This is a genomic window from Prosthecodimorpha staleyi, from assembly GCF_018729455.1.
GTDB lineage: Bacteria > Pseudomonadota > Alphaproteobacteria > Rhizobiales > Ancalomicrobiaceae > Prosthecodimorpha > Prosthecodimorpha staleyi.
In genome coordinates, this window is the sequence record NZ_JAHHZF010000009.1 from 278,702 (window position 1) to 299,513 (window position 20,812).

At 69.3% G+C, this 20,812-nt stretch carries 19 protein-coding genes; 7 read left to right on the forward strand and 12 right to left on the reverse strand.

Translation table 11 applies throughout. The features are described 5' to 3' along the window. Positions 1-79 precede the first annotated feature (79 nt). The 4 genes from aat to KL771_RS19220 all read right to left on the reverse strand — a co-directional run bounded on the left by aat (position 80) and on the right by KL771_RS19220 (position 3,798). Positions 80-742, reverse strand: a complete 663-nt coding sequence (gene aat / locus KL771_RS19205; RefSeq protein WP_261970133.1) for a leucyl/phenylalanyl-tRNA--protein transferase — start codon at positions 740-742, stop codon at positions 80-82. A gap of 7 nt (positions 743-749) precedes the next feature. After that, complete coding sequence (gene accC / locus KL771_RS19210; RefSeq protein ID WP_261970134.1) at positions 750-2,108, reverse strand: acetyl-CoA carboxylase biotin carboxylase subunit; 1,359 nt, start codon at positions 2,106-2,108, stop codon at positions 750-752. 17 nt (positions 2,109-2,125) lie between these two features. Further along, entirely contained in the window at positions 2,126-2,617 is a 492-nt protein-coding gene (accB, locus tag KL771_RS19215) for an acetyl-CoA carboxylase biotin carboxyl carrier protein (protein ID WP_261970135.1), read from the reverse strand. A gap of 407 nt (positions 2,618-3,024) precedes the next feature. After that, positions 3,025-3,798, reverse strand: a complete 774-nt coding sequence (locus tag KL771_RS19220; RefSeq protein WP_261970136.1) for a DsbA family protein — start codon at positions 3,796-3,798, stop codon at positions 3,025-3,027. A gap of 255 nt (positions 3,799-4,053) precedes the next feature. Here KL771_RS19220 and KL771_RS19225 point away from each other — a divergent pair, with 255 nt between their 5' ends. Next, positions 4,054-5,214, forward strand: a complete 1,161-nt coding sequence (locus KL771_RS19225; RefSeq protein ID WP_261970137.1) for a pyridoxal phosphate-dependent aminotransferase — start codon at positions 4,054-4,056, stop codon at positions 5,212-5,214. Positions 5,215-5,230: 16 nt separating this feature from the next. On the opposite strand, the gene KL771_RS19230 is transcribed toward KL771_RS19225, so the two are convergent. Together KL771_RS19230 and KL771_RS19235 are read right to left on the reverse strand one after the other, a co-directional pair. Further along, a complete protein-coding gene (locus tag KL771_RS19230) occupies positions 5,231-5,962 on the reverse strand; it encodes a GntR family transcriptional regulator (protein ID WP_261970138.1) in 732 nt (243 codons plus the stop codon). Further along, on the reverse strand, positions 5,959-7,230 hold the full coding sequence (locus KL771_RS19235) for an MFS transporter (RefSeq protein ID WP_315901514.1): 1,272 nt from the start codon (positions 7,228-7,230) through the stop codon (positions 5,959-5,961). Before KL771_RS19235 ends, KL771_RS19230 begins: the two co-directional genes overlap by 4 nt. A gap of 35 nt (positions 7,231-7,265) precedes the next feature. Between KL771_RS19235 and KL771_RS19240 the strand changes: the two genes are divergently transcribed. Beyond that, on the forward strand, positions 7,266-7,619 hold the full coding sequence (locus KL771_RS19240) for a hydroxyisourate hydrolase (RefSeq protein WP_261970139.1): 354 nt from the start codon (positions 7,266-7,268) through the stop codon (positions 7,617-7,619). A gap of 91 nt (positions 7,620-7,710) precedes the next feature. Here the strand turns inward: KL771_RS19240 and KL771_RS19245 are convergent, their stop codons facing one another. From KL771_RS19245 to KL771_RS19260, 4 genes are all read right to left on the reverse strand, one after another. Further along, positions 7,711-8,514, reverse strand: a complete 804-nt coding sequence (locus tag KL771_RS19245; protein ID WP_261970140.1) for an ABC transporter permease — start codon at positions 8,512-8,514, stop codon at positions 7,711-7,713. A gap of 8 nt (positions 8,515-8,522) precedes the next feature. Then, on the reverse strand, positions 8,523-9,374 hold the full coding sequence (locus KL771_RS19250) for an ABC transporter permease (protein ID WP_261970141.1): 852 nt from the start codon (positions 9,372-9,374) through the stop codon (positions 8,523-8,525). Positions 9,375-9,721: 347 nt separating this feature from the next. Beyond that, a complete protein-coding gene (locus KL771_RS19255; RefSeq protein ID WP_261970142.1) occupies positions 9,722-10,768 on the reverse strand; it encodes an ABC transporter substrate-binding protein in 1,047 nt (348 codons plus the stop codon). Positions 10,769-10,776: 8 nt separating this feature from the next. Beyond that, the gene (locus tag KL771_RS19260; RefSeq protein WP_261970143.1) at positions 10,777-11,877 is read right to left on the reverse strand and encodes an ABC transporter ATP-binding protein; all 1,101 of its coding nucleotides are present in this window, start codon (positions 11,875-11,877) and stop codon (positions 10,777-10,779) included. 154 nt (positions 11,878-12,031) lie between these two features. Here KL771_RS19260 and KL771_RS19265 point away from each other — a divergent pair, with 154 nt between their 5' ends. Continuing rightward, entirely contained in the window at positions 12,032-13,471 is a 1,440-nt protein-coding gene (locus KL771_RS19265) for an amidase (RefSeq protein ID WP_261970144.1), read from the forward strand. Between the two features lie 20 nt (positions 13,472-13,491). Here KL771_RS19265 and KL771_RS19270 read toward each other — a convergent pair whose 3' ends face one another. Then, on the reverse strand, positions 13,492-14,205 hold the full coding sequence (locus KL771_RS19270; RefSeq protein WP_261970145.1) for a maleate cis-trans isomerase family protein: 714 nt from the start codon (positions 14,203-14,205) through the stop codon (positions 13,492-13,494). Positions 14,206-14,369: 164 nt separating this feature from the next. Between KL771_RS19270 and KL771_RS19275 the strand changes: the two genes are divergently transcribed. After that, positions 14,370-15,791 carry an amidase gene (locus KL771_RS19275; RefSeq protein ID WP_261970146.1) on the forward strand — a complete coding sequence of 474 codons (1,422 nt, stop codon included), beginning with the start codon at positions 14,370-14,372 and terminating at the stop codon, positions 15,789-15,791. Beyond that, entirely contained in the window at positions 15,788-16,531 is a 744-nt protein-coding gene (locus KL771_RS19280; RefSeq protein WP_261970147.1) for an aspartate/glutamate racemase family protein, read from the forward strand. Before KL771_RS19275 ends, KL771_RS19280 begins: the two co-directional genes overlap by 4 nt. 81 nt (positions 16,532-16,612) lie before the next feature. Here the strand turns inward: KL771_RS19280 and KL771_RS19285 are convergent, their stop codons facing one another. Next, a complete protein-coding gene (locus KL771_RS19285; RefSeq protein ID WP_261970148.1) occupies positions 16,613-17,533 on the reverse strand; it encodes a helix-turn-helix domain-containing protein in 921 nt (306 codons plus the stop codon). Positions 17,534-17,836: 303 nt separating this feature from the next. On the opposite strand from KL771_RS19285, the gene KL771_RS19290 reads away from it, so the two are divergent. Further along, on the forward strand, positions 17,837-19,480 hold the full coding sequence (locus KL771_RS19290) for a flavin-containing monooxygenase (protein WP_261970149.1): 1,644 nt from the start codon (positions 17,837-17,839) through the stop codon (positions 19,478-19,480). A 93-nt stretch (positions 19,481-19,573) separates the two neighbouring features. Then, positions 19,574-20,767, forward strand: coding sequence for a serine hydrolase domain-containing protein (locus tag KL771_RS19295; RefSeq protein WP_261970150.1), 1,194 nt, complete (start codon positions 19,574-19,576; stop codon positions 20,765-20,767). The last annotated feature ends 45 nt before the right edge of the window (positions 20,768-20,812 follow it).

Below are 20,812 nucleotides of genomic sequence, written 5' to 3' on the forward strand. Positions count from 1 at the left end.
TGTAATTGCTCCCGTCAAACCATAATCCGAAACCGAACAACAATCTAGGGTGTCACCCTCTCGCGTGGCAGACCTAGCCTCACAGGCGAACGAGCGCTTCAGCCCCTGTCACTCCGGTCTTCGGGAGGGCGGCGAAATCGGCCTCGAGCACGATGGCGCGTTCGAGCAGGCGCTGGTATTCGCGGCGCGAGACCTCGATGGCGCCGAAGCCGGACAGGTGTTCGGTGACGAACTGGGTGTCGAGCAGGGTGTAGCCGCCGGCCTTCAGACGGGCGACCAGGTGGACCAGCGCGACCTTGGAGGCGTCGGTTTCGCGCGAGAACATGCTCTCGCCGAAGAAGGCGCCGCCGAGGGAGACGCCGTAGAGGCCGCCGACCAGTTCCTCGCCCATCCAGGATTCGACCGAATGGGCACGGCCCAAATGGTGCAGGGCGGTGTAGAGCTCGCGGATGCGGTCGTTGATCCAGGTCTTGCGCCGGCCGGGGGCGGGCGCGGCGCAGCCCTCCATCACGGCCTCGAAGGCACTGTCGCAGCGGATCTCGAACTTGTCGGCCTTGACGGTGCGGGCGAGGCGGCGGCCGACATGGAAGCCGTCGAGCGGGATGATACCGCGCCGTTCCGGCTCGACCCAGAACAGGCCCGGGTCGTCGGCCGATTCGGCCATCGGGAAGATGCCGACCGCATAGGCGCGCAGCAGGATGTCTGGGGTGATGTCGACGCTGGAGCCACTTCGGCCGGCCATCGGCGCGTCAGGCTCCGTCGGCGAACGGCTTGGAGGCCAGGAAGCGCTCCAGCCAGTGGATGTCATACTGGCCGTTGGCGATGTCCTGGTTCTCCACCAGCTTGCGGAACAGCGGGATCGTCGTCTCGATGCCGTCGACGACGAACTCGTCCAGGCAGCGCCTCAGCCGCATCATGCACTCGACGCGATTGCGGCCGTGCACGATCAGCTTGCCGATCAGGCTGTCGTAGTAGGGCGGGATCGAATAGCCCTGATAGACGCCCGAATCGACCCGCACACCGAGCCCGCCGGGCGGATGGTAGTAGGTGATCCGGCCCGGCGACGGCGTGAAGGTGGCCGGGTTCTCGGCATTGATCCGGCACTCGATGGCGTGGCCGTTGAACTTCACGTCCTCCTGGCGCACCGACAGCGTCGCTCCGGAGGCGACCCGGATCTGTTCGTTGACGAGGTCGATGCCGGTGATCGCCTCGGTCACCGGATGCTCGACCTGCAGGCGGGTGTTCATCTCGATGAAGTAGAACTCGCCGTCCTCGTAGAGGAATTCGATTGTGCCGGCGCCGGCATAGCCGAGATCGGCGATCGCCTTGGCGACGACGCCGCCGATGCGGTCGCGCTCCTCGGCATTGAGGGCGGGCGAGCCGGCCTCTTCCCAGATCTTCTGGTGGCGGCGCTGCAGCGAGCAGTCGCGTTCGCCGAGATGGATCGCGTTGCCCTTGCCGTCGCCCATCACCTGGATTTCGATATGGCGCGGCCGGCCGAGATACTTTTCGATATAGACCGAATCGTCGCCGAAGGCGTTGCGTGCCTCGGTGCGGGCGGTCGAATAGGCCTCGACGAGGTCGTCCTCGGTCTTCGCCACCTTCATGCCGCGCCCGCCGCCGCCGGCGGCCGCCTTGATCAGCACCGGATAGCCGATTTCCGCCGCGACCCGGAGCGCGTCCTGCTCGCTCGACACGCCGCCGTTGGAGCCCGGCACGACCGGGATGCCCAGCTTCTCGGCGGTGCGCTTGGCCTCGATCTTGTCGCCCATGATGCGGATATGCTCCGCCGTCGGGCCGATGAACTTGACGCCATGCGCCTCGACGATCTCGGCGAAGCGGGCATTCTCGGACAGGAAGCCGTAGCCCGGATGGACCGCGTCGGCGCCGGTGATCTCGCAGGCGGCGACCAGTTGCGGGATGTTCAGGTAGCTGTCGCGTGCGGGCGGCGGGCCGATGCAGACGCTCTCGTCGGCGAGGCGGACATGCATGGCGTCGGCATCGGCGGTCGAGTGGACCGCCACGGTCTTGATGCCGAGTTCCTTGCAGGCGCGCAGAACGCGCAGGGCGATCTCGCCGCGGTTGGCGATCAGGATCTTGTTGAACATCCGCGCGGGTCCTTGGCTCACTCGATCACGACCAGGGGCTCGCCATACTCCACCGGCGCGGCGTCGTCGAACAGGATGGCGGTGACCGTCCCGGCGCGCGGGGCCGGGATCTGGTTCATGGTCTTCATGGCCTCGATGATCAGCAGGGTCTGTCCCTCGCGCACCTTCGACCCGATGTCGACGAACGGCGCACTGCCGGGTTCGGCGGCGCGATAGGCAGTCCCCACCATGGGCGACTTGACCAAGCCCGGGTGGCCGGCGAAGTCGGAGACCGGCGCGGCCGTTCCGGGTGCCGAGGGCGGCACCGGCGGCGGGGAGGACGGTGCGGCCGCGGCCGCATAGCTCGGGGCCGGCGCCATGTGCACCGGCGCGGTGATGGTCACGTTGCGGGCGACGCGGATCTTCAGGTCGCCATGGGCGACTTCGATTTCGGTCAGGTCCGTCTCGGCGATCAGCATCGCGAGATCGCGGATCAGATCGGTGTCGAACGGTTTCTTCGTGGTGGCCATTACGTTACTCGAGCCTTTGAGGGCCGGCGCGTCCGCTCCGGAGCGGGCGCCGCGCCGGATCAGGGGAGGCGACCTCGGCGGCATCGTTTCCGCAGGCGCCGGAAACCGGCCAGGGCTGGCCGGTCGGCGACGGGGAAACGACACTCGGCGAAGACTGGGATCGACATGTCCATCCTGGGCCGTGCCGGCGGCCGATCCGCCCGGAGGATCCGGTAGAGCCTCGCAAGGCTCCCGCCGCCCGGGTTGCGGCCCCGCTTCGCGATCGCCGGAGCGGCCAAAACCGCCCCGAGTCGATCCCGCTCGGGGGCCGGCTGCAGGCGCGCTTTATAGGGGCTCGGACCGGCCAGGAAAAGCCCCCATCGGGCCGGCTGGCGAACGTGGCGCGGGATGAGGCGTCGGACCGGGTCTCAGCAGGTCGTCGTGCCGCAACGGGCCTGGGACACGAGTTGCTTCAACTGGTCGTAGCCGACGGCGCCGGGTACGACGGTGTTGCCGATCACGTAGGAGGGCGTTCCGGTCAGACCCAGCCCGTTGGCAAGGGCGTAGCTTTCATCCAGCGTCGCCTCGATCTCCGGGCTGCCCATCTCGGCCTCCAGGCGCCCCTTGTCGATGCCGATCGAAACCGCGACCTCGGTCGCGCGCGCCAGGTTGGCTTCACCGCGGCCGAGCAGGAGCTTCTGGTGGAAGTCTGCATACTTTTCGGGTGCGATCCGGCTGACCGCCACCGCCACCCGGGCAGCGTCCTTGGACGCCGGACCGAGCACCGGGAATTCCTTCAGCACGAAGCGGATCTTGCCGTCCTCCTTGAGGAGAGCCGCCATGTCGGAATGCGCGCGCTTGCAGTAGCCGCAGCGGTAGTCGAAGAATTCCACAACGGTTACGTCGCCCTTCGGATTGCCGAGCACGACCTGCCGCGCCGAATTGAACAGAATGCCCGCCTTCTCGGAAATGATCTGGTTCCGGGCAAGCGCGGCCTCGTCGGCGCGCTTCTTCTCGAGCGCCGTCATCACCTCTTCGAGCAGTTCCGGATGTTCGAGCAGGTAGTTGCGGATGATCGACTCGACGGCCGTCTTCTGCTGGGCGGTCAATGCATCGGCGGCAGCGGCCGGCCGGGATGCCAGACCCGCGAAGGGCAGCACGAGGGCGGCGAGGAGGGCAAGGACGGCGAGGCGCAGCTTCATCGATCGCGAACTCCGGTTCGGCCGGACCGCAGCCCAGGCGTGACGAGCCTTATAGGATATCGGCGCCATTCCGCGAAGCCGGGCTCGCAATGCCGGTCTCACATCTGCTTGAGGGGCGGTGGCGTCCGGGGCTGCCGCCGCCGTGCTCCGGCGCCGACCGCTCCCAATGACGGTCGGGGCCGCGGCAGCGGGTCTTGCCTCAGGGCCGCGACCTGATAGAGCGTCGCGCGCAAGGGCCCGACACCGGAGACTGCCATGCCGTTCCAGCCATCAAATCGCAGCCGCGTCGAGCCTTTCATCGCCATGGAGGTGCTGGCGGCGGCCGTCGAGCGCGAGCGCCAGGGCCACCGGGTGGTGCGCATGGAGGTCGGCCAGCCCGGTGCCCCGGCGCCGAAGCCGGTCGTGGCGGCGGCCCAGGCGGCCATCGCCTCGGGCCGGCTCGGCTACACGGAGGCGATGGGAATCCGTCCGCTGCGCGAGGCGATCGCCGGCCACTACGCCAAGGCCTACGGGCTGGACGTCTCGCCCGACCGAATTGCCGTAACGGCCGGGTCCTCCGGCGCCTTCAGTCTCGCCTTTCTGGCCGCATTCGATGTCGGCCAGCGCGTCGCCATGCCGACGCCCGGCTATCCGGCCTATCGCAACCTGCTCGGCGCGCTCGGCATCGAAGCCGTCGAGATCGAGGCCGGCGCGGACACCCGATGGGCGCTGACGCCCGACATGATCCGACGCGCCCATGCCCTGAAGCCGCTGCACGGCATCCTGATCGCCAGTCCGGCCAACCCGACCGGCACCATGTATTCGCCTGAGGCGCTGAAGGCGCTGGTCGAGGTCGCCGACGAACTCGGCCTGTGGTTCATCTCGGACGAGATCTATCACGGCCTCGTCTTCGCCGGCGAGCAGCGCAGCGCGCTCGAATTCTCGCCCAGGGCGATCGTCGTCAACAGCTTCTCGAAATATTACTGCATGACCGGCTGGCGCATCGGCTGGATGGTGCTGCCCGAAATGCTGGTCCGCCCGGTCGACCGGCTGGCGCAGAACCTCTACCTTTCCAACAACGAGATCTCGCAGCGCGCCGCCGTCGCCGCCTTCGACCCGGCCTCCGCTGTGGAACTCGACGCCACCCGGGCGGTCTATGCGGCCAACCGTGCGGTCCTCATCGACCGGCTGCCGCGGATCGGATTCGACGAGTTGCTGCCGGTCGATGGCGCCTTCTACGTCTATGCCTCGGTCAAGCGCTTCTCCAACGACAGCCTCGAATTCGCCCGCCGGATGCTGGTCGAGGCCGGCGTCGCAGCGACTCCGGGGCCGGATTTCGACGCCGCGCGCGGCCACGGCTTCATCCGATTCTCCTTCGCGGGCACCGAGGCCGACATCGTCGAGGCCGCCGACCGCCTGCAGGCCTGGCTGAAGTGACCGGGGCGTGCCGCCATCACCGCGTCGTGCGTCGGCGGCGGGCGGTGCCGGGGCTGTGTTCGGCGCAGTGACGGGCGACCAGTTCGCCGGTCCGCTCGACGTGAGCGGCGAAAAGCGTGCGGGCGCGCTCGGCATCGCGCGCCTGCAGGGCAGCCAGAATCGCCCGATGTTCGGCGATTGATTCCTCCATGCGGCCGGCCGCCGACAGCCCGACATTGCGCGCCCGGGCCAGGCGGCCGAGGATGCGCGCATGGGTCTCCGCCAGGGCCGGATTGTCGGCACCGGCGACCACCGCGGAGTGGATGCGCTGGTTGATGCGGATATAGCCGGCCCAGTCGCCGGCCTGGTGGCGGTCTTCCAACTGGACCTGCAGGCGGGCGAGCTGGTCGAGCGCGGCTTGGCTCATGCGCGTGGCGGCCAGCAGGGCGGCGTGGCTTTCGAGCGCCACCTCGACCTCGAACAGGTGATGCAACTCCGCCTCGTCGAGTGGAGCCACGATGGCTGCACGATTGCGGCGGAGCAGAACCAGCCCCTCGGCGGCGAGCAGTTTCAGGGCCTCGCGCACCGGCGTGCGGGAGGCGCCGAGGATCGCGGTCAGGTGCGGTTCGCTCAGGATCGCGCCGGGCGCGATTTCCAGGAGCACGATCATCTCGCGCAGGCGCACCACCGCCTGATCGGACAGCGAGGCCGGCGGCTGACGCGGGCGGGTCGCGGCGCGGCGCGGCGGCGTGTCGACGACATCGCTCATGGGCGGCCTCCCGCGATCAGCGCCGCGGTGCCCAGCGCCGAGATGCCGGCCAGCACCAGGAAGCTCAGGCCGAGACCGCCGACTGCGGCGGTCGCGGCCACCAGGCCGGGTCCGACAAGGAGCCCGAGATAGGTCACGGTCAGGACCGCGCCGGTCGTCTCCGCGACCCGGCCGTCCGGGGCGAGGCGGGCCATCTCGGCAACGAAAAGGCCGTTCCAACCGCTCGCCGTGGTGCCGAACATGGCCGCGAGCAGCACCAGGGCCCAGAAGGGCAGGGCCGGGCCGGCCAGCGCCAGCGTGGCGGCGGCGACCGTCATGCCGATGCCGAGCCCGGCGATGACCCCGCGCGGCGTGCCGATCCAGCCGACCGCTGCACCCCATCCGAGCCGCCCGGCCAACCCGGCGATCTGGGCGACGCCGAGCGCGAAGCCGGCGGCGACATGCGGGTGGCCGAGGCCGGTGACGGCATGACTGACGAAAAAGGTGTTGAGCCCCAGTTGCATCGCCCCGAAGGCGGCCGAGGCCAGGGCCAGCGTGGCGAGCGGCCGTGAGCGAAAGAGCGCCGCGAGCGGCATCCGGGCGGATGCCCCGGCCGCCGCGACGGTGCGATCGTAGCGCGGTGCCATGCGCCAGCAGAGGATCGCGACGGCGCCGGCCAGGACCGCGACCAGCCCGTAGCCGAGCCGCGGGTCGACGACCGCCACCAGGGCTGGCAGGGCGACCGAACCGATCGCTGCGCCGATCTGGTTGCCGGTCTGGCGTACCGAGAAGACGAAGGAGCGCCGGGCCGGCTTCGTCAGCCGGCCGAGCAGCGTGGTGCTGGCCGGCGTCTCCGGCCCGAAGGCGAAGCCGATCAGCGCCCCGGCCGCGATGAGGCCGGCCAGCGATCCGGCCGCGGCCGCCAGCATGGCGAGCGCGGTGGCGAGGCAGCAGGCCGCCACCACGCCCATCGGTCCGAGCCGCGCGACCAGGACGCCGCTCTTCGGCGCGGCCAGCGCCGCGACGGCGAAGACGACGGTCGAGAACAGCCCGAGCGTCGACGGATCGAGCCCGATGCGCGGCGCGACCACGCCGGGCGCGAAGACCGCCATCGAGATTACCGCCTGCACGGCCATCATGGCGGCCAGGGCCGGTCCCAGGGGGGGATCGGACGTCGGCGGAACGGTCCCGCACGAAGCGGTCCAGGACGGAACGGCCGGGCGGGCATCGGCGGGTGCGGCATCCGCGGATGCCGGCGCGCTGGCATTCCGGTCCGGCGTCGCTACCATAGCGCCGTCTCCAGAACGGCAGAGGGAAGAGCGGCATGGCGGGCGGCGTATCGATTCACGGCGTGGACATCGCGCGGGGCATCGCGGCGGAGGGGCTGTTCGTCGAACTCCACGCGCTGGAGCCCGAGCGCCGCCTGATCGCCGCCGGCCGGCTCGGTGCCAATGGCCAGCTCGACCATCCGAGCGTGCGCGGCGAGGGGATCGTCGCCGGGCCACACGAGGTTCTGTTCCATCTCGGCGACTGGCTCAAGGCGGCCGGCTACTCGGCCCGCGAGACGGCCTTTCTCGACCTGGTGCCGTTCCGCTTCGTGATCGGCGACGTGGCGCAGCACTATCATCTTCCGTTCAAGTTCACGCCCTGGGGCATCCAGCTGTTCCGCGGTGTGTGACCCGCGCCGGCCGTCGCGCGCCATCTGTCACGAAGGCGGGCCGACCGGCAAGGCGGGCGGGAGGCCTTCATGCGGTGGGCGGTCCGTCCCGTCAGGCGAGCCGGCGCGACAGGCCGGTCAGCCGTTCCATCACCATGATCAGCGCGACGGTGAACACGATCAGCACGCCCGACAGCGCCGCGATGGTCACGTCGAGCTTGCCTTCCAGATCCTGCCACATACGGATCGGCAGCATGTCGGTGGCGGCATCGCGCAGGAACAGCGAGACCGGGACGTTGTCGAAGGACGACATGAAGGCGATGAAGCCGCCGGCCAGGATGCCGGGCAGGATCAGCGGCAGCGTGATCCTGCGGAAGGTATAGAGCCGGTCGGCGCCGAGGCTGGCCGAGCATTCGAGCAGGCTCGGATCGAGCTGCGACAGCGCCGCGACCGTATTGCGCACCAGATAGGGCACGCAGACCACGGTATGGCCGATGATCAGCGTCATCGGCGAGACCGGCAAGCCGAGGGCGGAAAAGAACATCAGCCCGGCGAGCCCGAAGGCCAGCGCCGGCAGCACCAAAGGCGACATGAAGAAGCTGTCGAGCAGCTTCGCCGACCATTTCGGCGAACGCGCGATGGCGAGCGCCGCCATGGTGCCGAGCACCACCGACAGGCCGGTCGTCCAGGCGGCGACCTTCAGGCTGTTCATGGCGGCGAAATGCAGTTGCCAGGCGTCGAGCAGTTCCCCGTACCAGCGCAGCGAATAGCCGGGCGGCGGGAAGCGCAGCGAGAAGCCGCTGGTGAAGGAGACGATGATCACCACCGCGGTCGGTGCGACCAGCAGCACCAGGGCGACGAACGCGACGAGGCCCATCGCCAAACGGAAGGACAGGGCTTCCCAATCGACCCGCATGGGCGGCCTCACGCGTTGGCGTAGCCGCGCGACAGGCGGCCGAGCAGGTTGAAGAGGGTGACGACGCCGAGCACCGCGACCAGGAAGATGATCGAGATCGCCGCCGCAAAGGGCCAGTTCTGGAGCGTCGAGGCCTGCTGGTAGAGATACATCGGCATGAACAGCATCTGCCCGCCGCCGACCAGGCTCTGCGTGATGAAGGCGGTGATCGAGGCCGCATAGGTCAGCATGGCGCCGGCGATGATGCCGGGCAGCGACAAAGGCAGCATGATCTTGACGAAGGTGCGCCACTGGCCGGCGCCGAGCGAGGCGGAGGCGTCGCCGAGATTGGGATCGATCCGGCCGATGGCGGTGATCAGCGGCAGGATGGTCAACGGCATCTGCACCTGGGCCAGCGCCACGATCAGGCCGCCCTGGGTGTAGAGCAGTTTCAGCGGCGTCTCGGCGAGGCCGAGCGAGAGCAGCGTCGAATTGACGATGCCCTGGCGGCCGAGGATGACGATCCAGGCGAAGGTGCGCACGACCACCGAGGTCAGCAGCGGCAGGAGCACGATCAGGATGATCAGGCTGCGCACCTTCGGCCCCGAGCGGGTGTAAATCCAGGCGACCGGATAGCCGAGCAGCAGGCACAGCGCGGTGACCTCCAGCCCGAGCAGGAGCGTCGAGCCGAGCACGCCGAGGCTGAACAGGTCACCGAGGAAGTTGGTATATTGCGAGAGCCCGTAGCCGCCGCCCTTCGGGTCGACCTGCAGGCTGAGCAGGAACAGCAGCGCCAGCGGTGCGGCGAAGAAGGCCGCCAGAAAGCCGGTCAGCGGCAAGGCCAGCTTCATGTCATAGGCGGTCGGACTGGCAGACGACATGGTGGGATCCTGACGTAGGGACGGCCGGACTTCAGACGGTCACGAGCGGACCAGCAAGGCACTCCATTCGCACCACTCACCGCGGTCCGCGAGGCCCCGCTGGATTGCCGGGACGAGCCCGGCAATGGCAGAGCGGTCGGGCGGGCGTTCCGGATGACGGACGCCGCCGCATCGCTGCGCCAACGCCCCTGCTTCTGTCATGCCCGGGCTTGTCCCGGGCATCCCGGCTTTCGACCCCGTGCGTCCTGACGCCTCCGCTGGATTGCCGGGACAAGCCCGGCAATGACAGAAGGCGTTGATCGTTACGGCACCTCTCGGACACCCAGGCTGCGATCTCGATCAGGCCGTCAGATCTTGATCTCGCGATTGAACTTCTCGATCCAGGCCGAGCGCTGCTCGTTGATCTTCTTCCAGTCCTGGAACACAAACTTCTTCTTCAAGTCGTCGGTGTCCTTGGCCAGTACCTTGGCGATCTCGCCGCCCATCTTGACCTTGGTGTTGGTCGGCACGATCAGATAGGGGCTGTCCATCAGCTTGGCCTGGACCTCGGGCGACAGGGCCGCCTCGATCAGCTTGAAGGCGAGTTCTTTGTTGGGCGAGTTCTTGACGATGTGGATGGTCGTCTTGAACGCGATCGCGCCTTCCTTGGGGGCCACGAACTCGACCGGCACGCCCTTGGCCTTGAGGATCTGGATGGCGTTGAAGTTGCCGGGCGAGATGTCGATCTGGCCCTGCTGGAACAGCGTCGCCAGCGCGCCCGGATTGGTCGCCACCGCGGCGAGGTTCGGCTTCAGCTTCTCGATCGCCGCGAAGGCCGGGTCGATATTGGCTTCCGAGCCGCCGTGCATCTTGGCGATCTCGACCATGAAGCCGGTGCCGAGCGTCGAGTTCATGTTGGTGATGCCGACGCGGCCCTTGAATTCCGGCTTCCAGAGATCCGCCCAGGAGGTCGGCGGGGTCTTGATGACCTCCGGGTTATAGGTCAGGCCGACCACCTGGAAGAACGGCGCCGGGCCGGTATCGACCTGCGCTTCCGAGATCAGGTCCTTGTAGTAGGCGCTCTTGGCGACCGGATAGGGCTCGACCAGATCCTGCCCGATGGCGACCAGCGCGGGACCCGGATCGTGCAGCATCACGTCGATCGGCGGGTTGGCGCGGGCGGCATTGACCTTGGCGATCTGGTCGACCGACAGCATCGGGTCGAGCACGATCTGGGCATCCGCAGTCGCCTTGCGGAAGGCCGGGACCAGGACGGCCTTGTGGGCTTCCTCCCAGCTGCCCGTGAAGGTGGCGAAGACCAGCGGGCGCGCCTGCGCCCAGGTCAGACCCGGGAAGGCCTGCATGGCGCCGAGGGCGAGTGCGGTCTTCAGGAGATGGCGGCGATCCAACGACATGGCAATCCTCACGAAGGCAGGAGGGGATAGGCGGAGGCGAGGCCCGGCGCCGCCACGCGGACGCGGACCGGGGTTCCAGGGGTGCGGAGCGCGGTACCGGCGCGGCGCGGTTCGGCGACCTTGATGCCGAGGCCATCGGCGGTGCGCACCTCGTGCACGACGGTCGGCCCGAGCGGCAGGCCCATCTCGACGACCGCGGCGAAACCTGCGGGATCGTCGCACAGTTCGAGATGCTCGGGCCGGATGCAGAGCGTGGCGCGCGCGGCCGGGCCGAGGCCGCCGGCGGGCGCCTGCGCGACGATGTCGGCGCCGGCATCGAGCCGGACGGCCAGTCCGTCGCCGGAGGAGCCCATGACCACGCCGGGCATCCGGTTCGCGGTGCCGACGAAGGTGTTGACGAACAGGGTCTGCGGCCGGTCGTAGATGTCGAGCGGCGAGCCGAATTGCTCCAACCGGCCCTGGCTCAGCACAGCGACCCGGTCGGCCATCGACAGGGCCTCCTCCTGGTCGTGGGTGACCATGACGGTCGTTACGCCGGAGAGCCGCTGCAGGCGCTTGATCTCGATCTGCATGTCGAGGCGCAGGTTCTTGTCGAGCGCCGCGAAGGGCTCGTCGAGCAGCAGGATGCGCGGCTTGATGGCCAGCGCCCGGGCGAGGGCGACGCGCTGCTGCTGGCCGCCGGACAGTTGCCGCGGCAACCGGTCGGCGAGATGGCCGAGCCGGACGAGGTCCAGCACCCGCTTCGCCTCTGCCTCGCGCGCGGCCTTGCCGACGCCCTGCGCGGCCGGCCCGTAGGCGACATTCTCGGCCACCGTCATATGCGGGAACAGGGCATAGTTCTGGAACACGATGCCGATCTGGCGCCGGTTCGGCGGCAGGTCGTCGACGATGTCGTCGGCCAGGATGATGCGGCCCTCGGTCTGCCGGACGAAGCCGGCGATGATCCGCAGCAGCGTGGTCTTGCCGCAGCCGGAAGGGCCGAGCAGGGCCACCAGTTCGCCGGCGCGGATGTCGAGATTGATGTTCTCGACCGCCACGCTGGTCCCATATCGATGCGTCACCGCATCGACCACCAGGGACCGTCCACCCATGCCTTCGCCCTGCACCATCGCACCCGTCCGGCATCCGTCTTGCATGACTGGACTTCAGCAATGGGCATGCCAAATTGGTGAAAGTCTCTATGAATCAGAGAATTGAGGTCTGTGATGTCAGTCTGCGGGACGATCGCAGCCCAACAAAAAGGCAGGAACGCGGGGGCACTGCATGAAAAGCCGACAGACCGGGACGGAAGCCGCCGGGACGCCCGCCGATGCCGTCACGCTCGCCCGCCACCTCGCCGCGCGTGAGGTTTCGGCCGAAGAGGTCGTGACGGCCGCGCTGGACCGGATCGCCCGGCTCGAGCCGACGCTGAAGGCCTTCATCACCGTCGATCGCGAGGGCGCGATCGCCACCGCGTGCCGGCTCGATGCGGCCGACCGGCCGGTCGGCCCGCTGCACGGGCTGCCGGTCGCCGTCAAGGACGTGACCGATACCGCGGGTCTTCGGACCACGCGCGGCTCGCTGCTCTTCGCCGACAACGTTCCCGCAGCCGACGACCCGGCGGTGGCGCGCCTGAAGGCGGCCGGGGCGGTCATCGTCGGCAAGACCAACACGCCGGAATTCGGTTTCGGCGCGGTCTGCACCAACCGCATCCAGGGGCCGACCGCCAATCCCTACGACCCGCGCCTGACCTCCGGCGGCTCCTCGGGCGGGTCGGCCGCGGCGGTGGCGGCCGGGCTGGTGCCGCTCGCCCAGGGTACGGATTTCGGCGGATCGGTGCGCACCCCGGCCGGCTTCTGCGGCATCGTCTCGGTCCGCCCGACGCCGGGCCGGATCGCCGAGCCGGGCCGGGACCTCGCCTGGACCGGGCTTGCCAGCCACGGCGTCATGGCCCGCACCGTCGCCGATGCGGCCCTGATGCTCGCCGCGATGGCGGGACCCGATCCGGCCGATCCGCTGTCCTTGACCGCCTGGCCGCCGCTCGCCACGCCCGACCCGGCCTCGGGGGCGGTGCTCGGGCCGGTGCGCGTCGCCGCCACGGCCGATTTCGGCGTCGCGCCGATCGCCGACGCGGTCCGGCACCGTTTCGAGGAGGCAGTCGCCCGTCTCGCCGCCGTCGCCGGCCCGGTCGAGCGCGCGCATCCGGACTGCGCGGAGGCGCCCGCAGCGTTCCGAACCCTGCGTGCCGCCCAGATCGAGCGTGGTCTGGCCGATCTGGTCGACGGGCGCGAGGACCTTCTGACCGATCCGGTGCGCTGGAATCTCGGCGCCGGGCGCGGCCTGACCGCGCGCGCCTACCTTGAGGCGGAAGCGGCGCGGGCGCGGCTCTGGCGCCGCTTCATCGCCTTCTTCCAGACCCGCGACGTGCTGGTCGCCCCGGCGGCCTCGGTCATGCCCTGGCCCCATGCCGATGGCGAGGTTCTGGAAATCGACGGCCGCCCGCTCGCCGACATCCTCGACTATCTGACGGTCACTTTCGTGGTCTCGCTGGTCGGCTTTCCGGTCGTCACCCTGCCGGCGCCCTTCGACGACCTGCCCTTCGGTCTGCAGCTGATCGGCCGGCCGGGCGAGGAGGCGCGGCTTCTCGCCTTCGCGGCCCGGCTGGAGGCTGAGGTGGGCTTCGTCTGGCGGCCGCCATTGATGCCGGCGGAGGTCCGGCCGTGAGCGCGCTCGGGCGCGGTCCCTCAGGCGAACAGGCGGCCCCAGCGCGGCGCCTGGAAGCCCGAACGTCCGGCGGCGCGCAAGGCGCCGTCGAGGGTGACGACGCAACTGTCGACGACGGCGACGCCATGCTCGTCCTCCCAGCGCGCGGCATGCGGCGCGCCGGCGACGTTGGTGCACAGGATCACGATCGCGTCGGGCTTCGCCGCCGCCACAGTCGCCACTTGTCCGTCGAGCGTCGCCGCATCGACCGTGCCGAAGGTGAAGTTGTCGCGGATGCCGAGATGGCTTTCGGCGACGACGCGTACGCCCTCGCGGCCGTAGACCTCGGCGATGCGGGCCTGGACATCGGCCGTATAGGGGGTGACCAGGCCGATCGAACGGATGTTTGCGCGGGAAAACAGGTCAAACAGGGCGAGCACACAGGTGCTGGCCGGGGCGCCGGCCGCGGCGGCGAGCCGGTCGGCCAGCGCGCGGTCGCGGTCGAGGCCGAGCCAGCTGGCGCTGGTACCGTTCCAGGTCACCACATCGACATGGGCATGGCCGAGCAGTTCGGCCGCCGCCAGCATCGGCTGGTCGTCGAACTGGCCGAGCGCGGCCCGGTCGAGTGCGATCTCGGTGACCTTGAAGCGGGCGAAATGCGCCGTCACGTCGGCAAGCTCGCGGACCATCGCGGCCGTGACCGGCTCCAGGACGGTGTTGGACGACGGCGTCAGCATGCCGATGCGCAGGGTCATGTCCGGAAGGCTCCGCGGGGATCACGTTCGGGCACGGTGGTAGCGGGTAGGGGCGCGGCACGCATGCCGCAATTTCGGGCAGCCGGCCGCGGCCGGCATGGCGCCATCCATGGCATCCGTTCGTGTTGCAGCAGCGGCCGGGTAAATTCAACGAGGGAAACGGCATGACGATCGATGAGGAAACCGGCGCGGTGGCGATCGCCGCGGCGGTCGGGGCGGGGCAGATCTCGGCGGCCGAGGTCGCGGCCGATGCGGCGCGCCGGATCGAGGCGGCGGCGGATCTGGTCGCGGTGGTCGATTTCGATCCCGACGAGGGCCGGGTTGCGGCGGCCGAAGTCGACCGACGGCTGGCGGCCGGGGAGAGCCTGCCGCTCGCCGGCGTGCCGATCCTGGTCAAGGACAATCTCTGGGTCGGTGGCCGGCGCGTGACGCAGGGCTCGCGGCTCTTCGCCGACTTCCGCCCGCCCGCCGACGCGATCGGCGTCGCCCGCATGCGCGCCGCCGGGGCGGTCGTGATGGGCATGGCCAATTCGTCCGAATTCGCCTGCAAGGGCATGACGACCAACAAGGTCTACGGCACGACCCGCCACCCGCTGGACCCGCGCCTGACCCCCGGCGGATCCTCCGGCGGACCGGCCTCGGCCGTGGCGGCGGGGCTCGTCCCGGTCGCGCTCGGCACCGACGGCGGCGGGTCGAGCCGGCGCCCGCCGGCCCATGTCGGTGCGGTCGGCTACAAACCCTCCTACGGCGCGGTGCCGCGCGGTCCGGGCTTCGCGAGCCCGTTCGGCGGGCTCTCCTGCATCTCGCCGATCGCCAATGCGGTCGCCGACATCCGCCTGGTCATGACGGTCCTGGCCGGCCCCGACCCGCGCGATGCCGAAAGCCTGATCGCGCTCTTCGACGGCCGGGACGGCCCCTCCGCCCCGCGCATCGCCTGGTCGCCGAAACTCGGGCTCGACGTGCCTGTCGACGCCGCGGTGGCCGAGGGGCTGGAGAGGGCCGTGGCCGCCCTACAGGCCGCCGGGATGACTGTGGAGCGGCGCGATCCGGTCTGGCCGGACGGACTGACCGAACTGTCGCTGATGCCGATCCAGTTCGCCGGTCTGGCGGCGATCCACGGCGAGGCCTGGCGGCGCGACCCGTCGCTGTTCGATCCCGATGTCGGCCGGCAGATCGAGCAGGGGCTGGCCATGGACGGGCCGACCGTCTCGCGGGCCTTCCTCTTGTCGCAGGAGGTGCGCCGGTCGGTGGCGCGCTTCTTCCTGGATGTCGATTTCCTGCTCGCCCCAACGGTGCCCTGTTGCGCCTGGCCGAACGACCGGCTCGGGCCGGAGACGATCGGCGGCATCGCCGTCGCCCCGCGCGCCCATGCGGTCTTCACGCCCTTCTTCAATCATGCCCAGGTGCCGGCGATCTCGCTGCCTGCCGGCCGCGACGCGCAGGGCCTGCCGTTCGGATTGCAGATCGCGGCCGCGCGCGGCTGGGATTTCCGCCTGATCGGCTTTGCGGAGCGGATCGAGGCCATCCTCGATGGCGCCGGGCTTTGGACCGCCGGCCGGCCCGCGGCACCGCGGAGGCGCGCATGAGGATCCTGGTCGCCAACCCCAACACCAGCGAGAGCGTCACCGAGCGCCTGCTCGCGGTCGGCCGCGCCGCCGCCGCCCCCGGCACCGAACTGGTCGGCGCCACCGCGCCGCGCGGCGTGCCGTATATCTCCAGCCGGATCGAGGCCCAGATCGGCGGCGCGGTCCTCCTGGAAACGTTGGCCGAGCGGGCCGCCGGCTTCGATGCCGTCATCGTCGCCGCCTTCGGCGATCCGGGCCTCGGCGCGGCGCGCGAACTGCTCGACATCCCGGTCGTCGGCTATGCCGAGGCGGCGATGGTCACGGCGCTGATGCTCGGCCGCCGCTTCGCGGTCGTCACCTTCACGACGGCCATGGAGCCCTGGTACCGGGAATGCATCGAGGCCAACGGGCTGCAGGGCCGCTCGGCCGGCGTGCGTTGCGCGGACCGCGCCTTCACGTCGATCGACAGCGTCCAGGCCGAGATGGAGGACCATCTTGTCGCCCTGGCCGGCCGGGCAATCGTTGAGGACGGGGCCGACGTGATCGTGCTCGGCGGGGCGCCGCTGGCCGGGCTGGCCGCCCGGGTGCGCGGCCGCGTGCCGGTGCCCTGCGTCGACGCCATGGTGGCGGCGGTCAAGCAGGCGGAGGCGCTGGTCGCACTCGATCCGGCCAAGCCGACGGTCGGCAACTATCGGCGGCCGGCCGGCAAGCCGAGCACGGGCCTCGCCCCGGCGCTGGCACGACGGTTGGCCGAAGGGTAGCGCGGGCGCGAAGGGAATGGGCGGCCGGCTGCGGTCCGTTCCGGCCGCGCCGCGGTGCCGTGCGGTGGCGCCGGGCGACCCTCACGCATCGGGCCGAACCGGCGCGAGCGCGACGGCGCTGCGCTGGTCTCTGCGGTAGTCGGCCGGCGTGGTGCCCATCTCCTTGCGGAAGATCCGGGTCAGATGGCTCTGGTCGGCGAAGCCGGTCAGGAGCGCGATTTCCTTGATCGACAAGGCCCCGCGCCGCAGATGAGCGGCCGCGGCCTCGACGCGCATCTGCGTCACGTAGCTGTGCGGAGGCATGCCGAAATAGGCGCGGAACTTCCGCGCAAAGGCATCCGGCGCAAAGCCGGTGACGGCGGCCAGTTCGGCGAGCGAGACGTTCCGGCCAAGATTGTCGCGCAGGAATTCGGCGATCCGCTGCGCGTGGCTGCGGGACAGCGGTCCATGCGCAGGCGGGCGGCGGAAGGTGACCGAGGCATAGTTGCGCAGAATGTGGATGTTGGCCTGCAGCGCCAGGGCATCAACGAAGAGGCGTCCGCCGGCCTCGCCCGCCGCCACTTCGTGAGCCGCCTGACGGGCGATCGTCTCCAGGGCGCCATCGTCGGCGCGCAAGACGTCGCGCAATTCCAGGCGCTCGGCCGGCTGATCGAAGACCTCGTTGGCGGTGCGGATCATGCTGGCCGGCGAGATGTAGAAATGGGTCACCTCGACCCTGTCCCCCCAATGCCAGTGCGAATTCTCGGCGCGGGTCAGCAGACTGACCACGCCGCGCCCGACCCGGTCCTGCCGCCACGGCCCTGTGACCCGCCGGTTCATGGCTGTTTCGCCCTGGCGGTAGATGACCACGAGATAGTCGTCGAGCGGCGGAATGTCGACGTCCAGCGGTGCGTAGTCGAAGATGCGGAGCCGGAAATCTGAGCATGCCCAAGACGAGCTGTCGAGGACAAGCCGGCCAGGAACGTAAGTCGGCAGTGACATGTAGTTGATGGTGCTGCTCATCGCGCAAGGGTCCGAGAAGCGTCAGGTTTACTTACGTTGCCATGCCGCATGATTTGTGCGGTGCACAATTTGGCTCATCCGTTCATCAACGCATAGACATCGCCTTTTGTCGAGCCAATGCGCCGGCAATCGCACCGACAGTCGGATCCGTTCCAAATTTTGCAGGAAGCCTTCAAGACCGGCTCGGCGGTTTCAGGCGAGCCTTTGGACATCCGACAAGGATGGGCTGTGCTGCCGGGAGGGCGCACGCTCGGGGATGCGCTTGGGACAGGCGCCCCCAGGGACGGACCATGGGAGGACGATATGGCCGCTTCGGTCACGAACAATCATGCCGGTCAGGCAACCGACGATGCGACCCGGCTCGATGCGATGATCATCGGAGCCGGCGTCGCCGGTCTCTACCAGCTTCACATGCTGCGCAACCAAGGTCTCACCGTGCGCGCCTACGACAACGCCGCAGGGGTCGGCGGAACCTGGTACTGGAACCGCTATCCGGGCGCCAAGTTCGACTCGGAAGCCTACATCTACCAGTATTATTTCTCGGAAGAGCTTTTCAAGGACTGGTCCTGGAGCGAGAAGTTCCCGGCCCAGCCGGAGATCGAGCGCTGGCTCAACTACGTCGCCGACCGGCTCGACCTGCGCAAGGACATCCAGTTCGAGACCACCATCGAGGCCGCCCACTATGACGAGGCAACGCGCCGCTGGACGGTGAAGACCGCGGCCGGCGAGGTCATCGACACCCAGTATCTGATCACCTGCTGCGGCATGCTGTCGGCGCCGCTGACCGAGGTCTTCCCCGGCCAGGACAGCTTCAAGGGCCGCATCTTCCACACCAGCCGCTGGCCGCGCGAGCCGATCGACCTCGCCGGCAAGCGGGTCGGCGTGGTCGGCATCGGCGCGACCGGCATCCAGGTGATCCAGACCATCGCCGACACGGTCGGCCATCTCGATGTCTTCATCCGGACGCCGCAATATACCCTGCCGATGAAGAGCCCGGCCTACGGACCCGAGGAGGTTCAGGCCTACAAGGATCGCTTCGAGGACTTGCGGAGCACGCTTCCGCACACCTTCACGGGCTTCGAATACGACTTCCAGCACAGCTGGGCGGAGCTGACGCCGGCCGAGCGTCGCGCCGTGCTGGAGGACATCTACGCGGACGGCTCGTTGAAGCTCTGGCTCGCCTCGTTCGGCGAGATGTTCTTCGACGAGGCGGTCAGCCAGGAGATCTCCGAGTTCGTGCGCGAGAAGATGCGGGCGCGGCTGAAGGACCCGCGGCTGTGCGATCTCCTGATCCCGAGCGACTACGGCTTCGGGACCCATCGCGTGCCGCTCGAGCGCAACTATCTGGAGGTCTACCACCGGCCGAACGTCACGGCGGTCAGCGTCAAGGACAACCCGATCGTGGCGGTGGTGCCCGAGGGCCTGCGCCTCGCCGACGGGACCGTCTACCCGCTCGACGTGATCATCCTGGCGACCGGCTTCGATGCCGGCACCGGCGCCCTGACCCGGATCGACATCCGCGGCAAGGGCGGGCGTTCGCTGAAGGCGGATTGGGGCCGCGACATCCGCACCACGATGGGGCTGCAGATCCACGGCTATCCGAACCTGTTCACGACCGCCGTGCCGCTCGCTCCCTCGGCCGCGCTCTGCAATATGACCACCTGCCTGCAGCAGCAGACAGAGTGGATCAGCGCCTGCATCGCCCACCTGCGCCAGCAGGGCAAGACGGTGATGGAGCCGACGGCAGAAGCCGAGGACGCGTGGGTGCGCCACCATGACGAGACCGCCGGGGCGACGCTGATCGCCAAGACCAATTCCTGGTATCTTGGCTCGAACGTCCCCGGCAAGCCGCGCCGCGTGCTGTCCTATACCGGCGGGGTCGGCACCTATCGGCGAAAGTGCGACGAGGTTGCGGCGGCGGGCTATCCGGGCTTCGCGATCCAGTAGGATCTGCTCGCCTGGGCGGCATGCGGACGGAGCGGGCGGCGATCGGTCGCCCGCTGCACCACGACAAACAGAACGTGAATTGGGGAGGAAGCGATGCAGAACGGGTTTTCCGCGTCGGCGGACGCGATCCTGAAGGGCGTGGTCGAGACCGCGCCGCATGTGCCCGGCGTCGTCGCCATGGCGACCGACCGGACGCAGACGATCTATCGCGGTGCCGCCGGCAAGCGGCGGATCGACCGCGACCAGCCGATGACCACCGACACGGTGTTCGCGATCTTCTCGACCACCAAGGCGGTGACCGGGACGGCGGTTCTGCAACTGGTCGAGGAAGGGCGGCTCGATCTCGACGCCCCGGCCAAGACCTATGCGCCGGCGATCGGCGAACTGCAGGTGATCGAGGGCTTCGATGCTGCCGGCGAGCCGCAGCTGCGGGCGCCGAAGCGGGAGATCACCACCCGCATGCTGATGCTGCACACGGCCGGCTTCGGCTACGACTTCTTTAACGAGACCTACAACCGGCTGGCCGTCGAAAAGGGGCAGCCGAGCGTAGTGACCTCGTCGATGGCCTCGCTCAAGACGCCGCTCCTGTTCGATCCGGGCGATCGCTGGGAATACGGCACCAATATCGACTGGTGCGGCCAGGTGGTCGAGGGCATCACCGGGCAGCGTCTCGGCGAGGTGTTCAAGCGCCGCATCTTTGAGCCACTCGGCATGAACGATACGGCCTTCGAGATGACCGAGAGCATGCGCAGCCGGCTCGCCGGCATGCATGCGCGCGGCGCTGACGGTTCGCTGACCGCGCTCGACTTCGAACTGCCGGCGGCGCCGGAGGTGCATATGGGCGGCCACGGCCTGCACAGCACCGTCGAGGACTACATGCGCTTCATCCGCATGTGGCTGAATGACGGCGACGGCCCGCATGGCCGCGTGCTCAAGGCCGAGACCGTCCGGATGGCGGCGCAGAACCAGCTCGGCGACAAGAAGATCTGCATGCTGCCGGGCGTGATCCCGTCGCTGTCGAACGATGCCGAGTTCTTCCCCGGACTGTCGAAGTCCTGGGCCTTCACCTTCATGGTCAACGACGAGGCCGCCCCGACCGGCCGTCCGGCCGGTGCGCTCGGCTGGGCCGGGCTCGCCAACCTGTTCTACTGGATCGACCGCGAGAACGGCTTCGGCGGCTTCTGGGCGACGCAGATCCTGCCCTTTGCCGATGCCGCCTCGTTCACCGGCTACATGGCCTTCGAGACGGCCTTCTACGACGCCCTGGCGCAGAAGAGCGCCGCCTGACGGGCAGGGGCCTCAAGCCTCAATGCCGGGCGAAGTCCCAGAGAC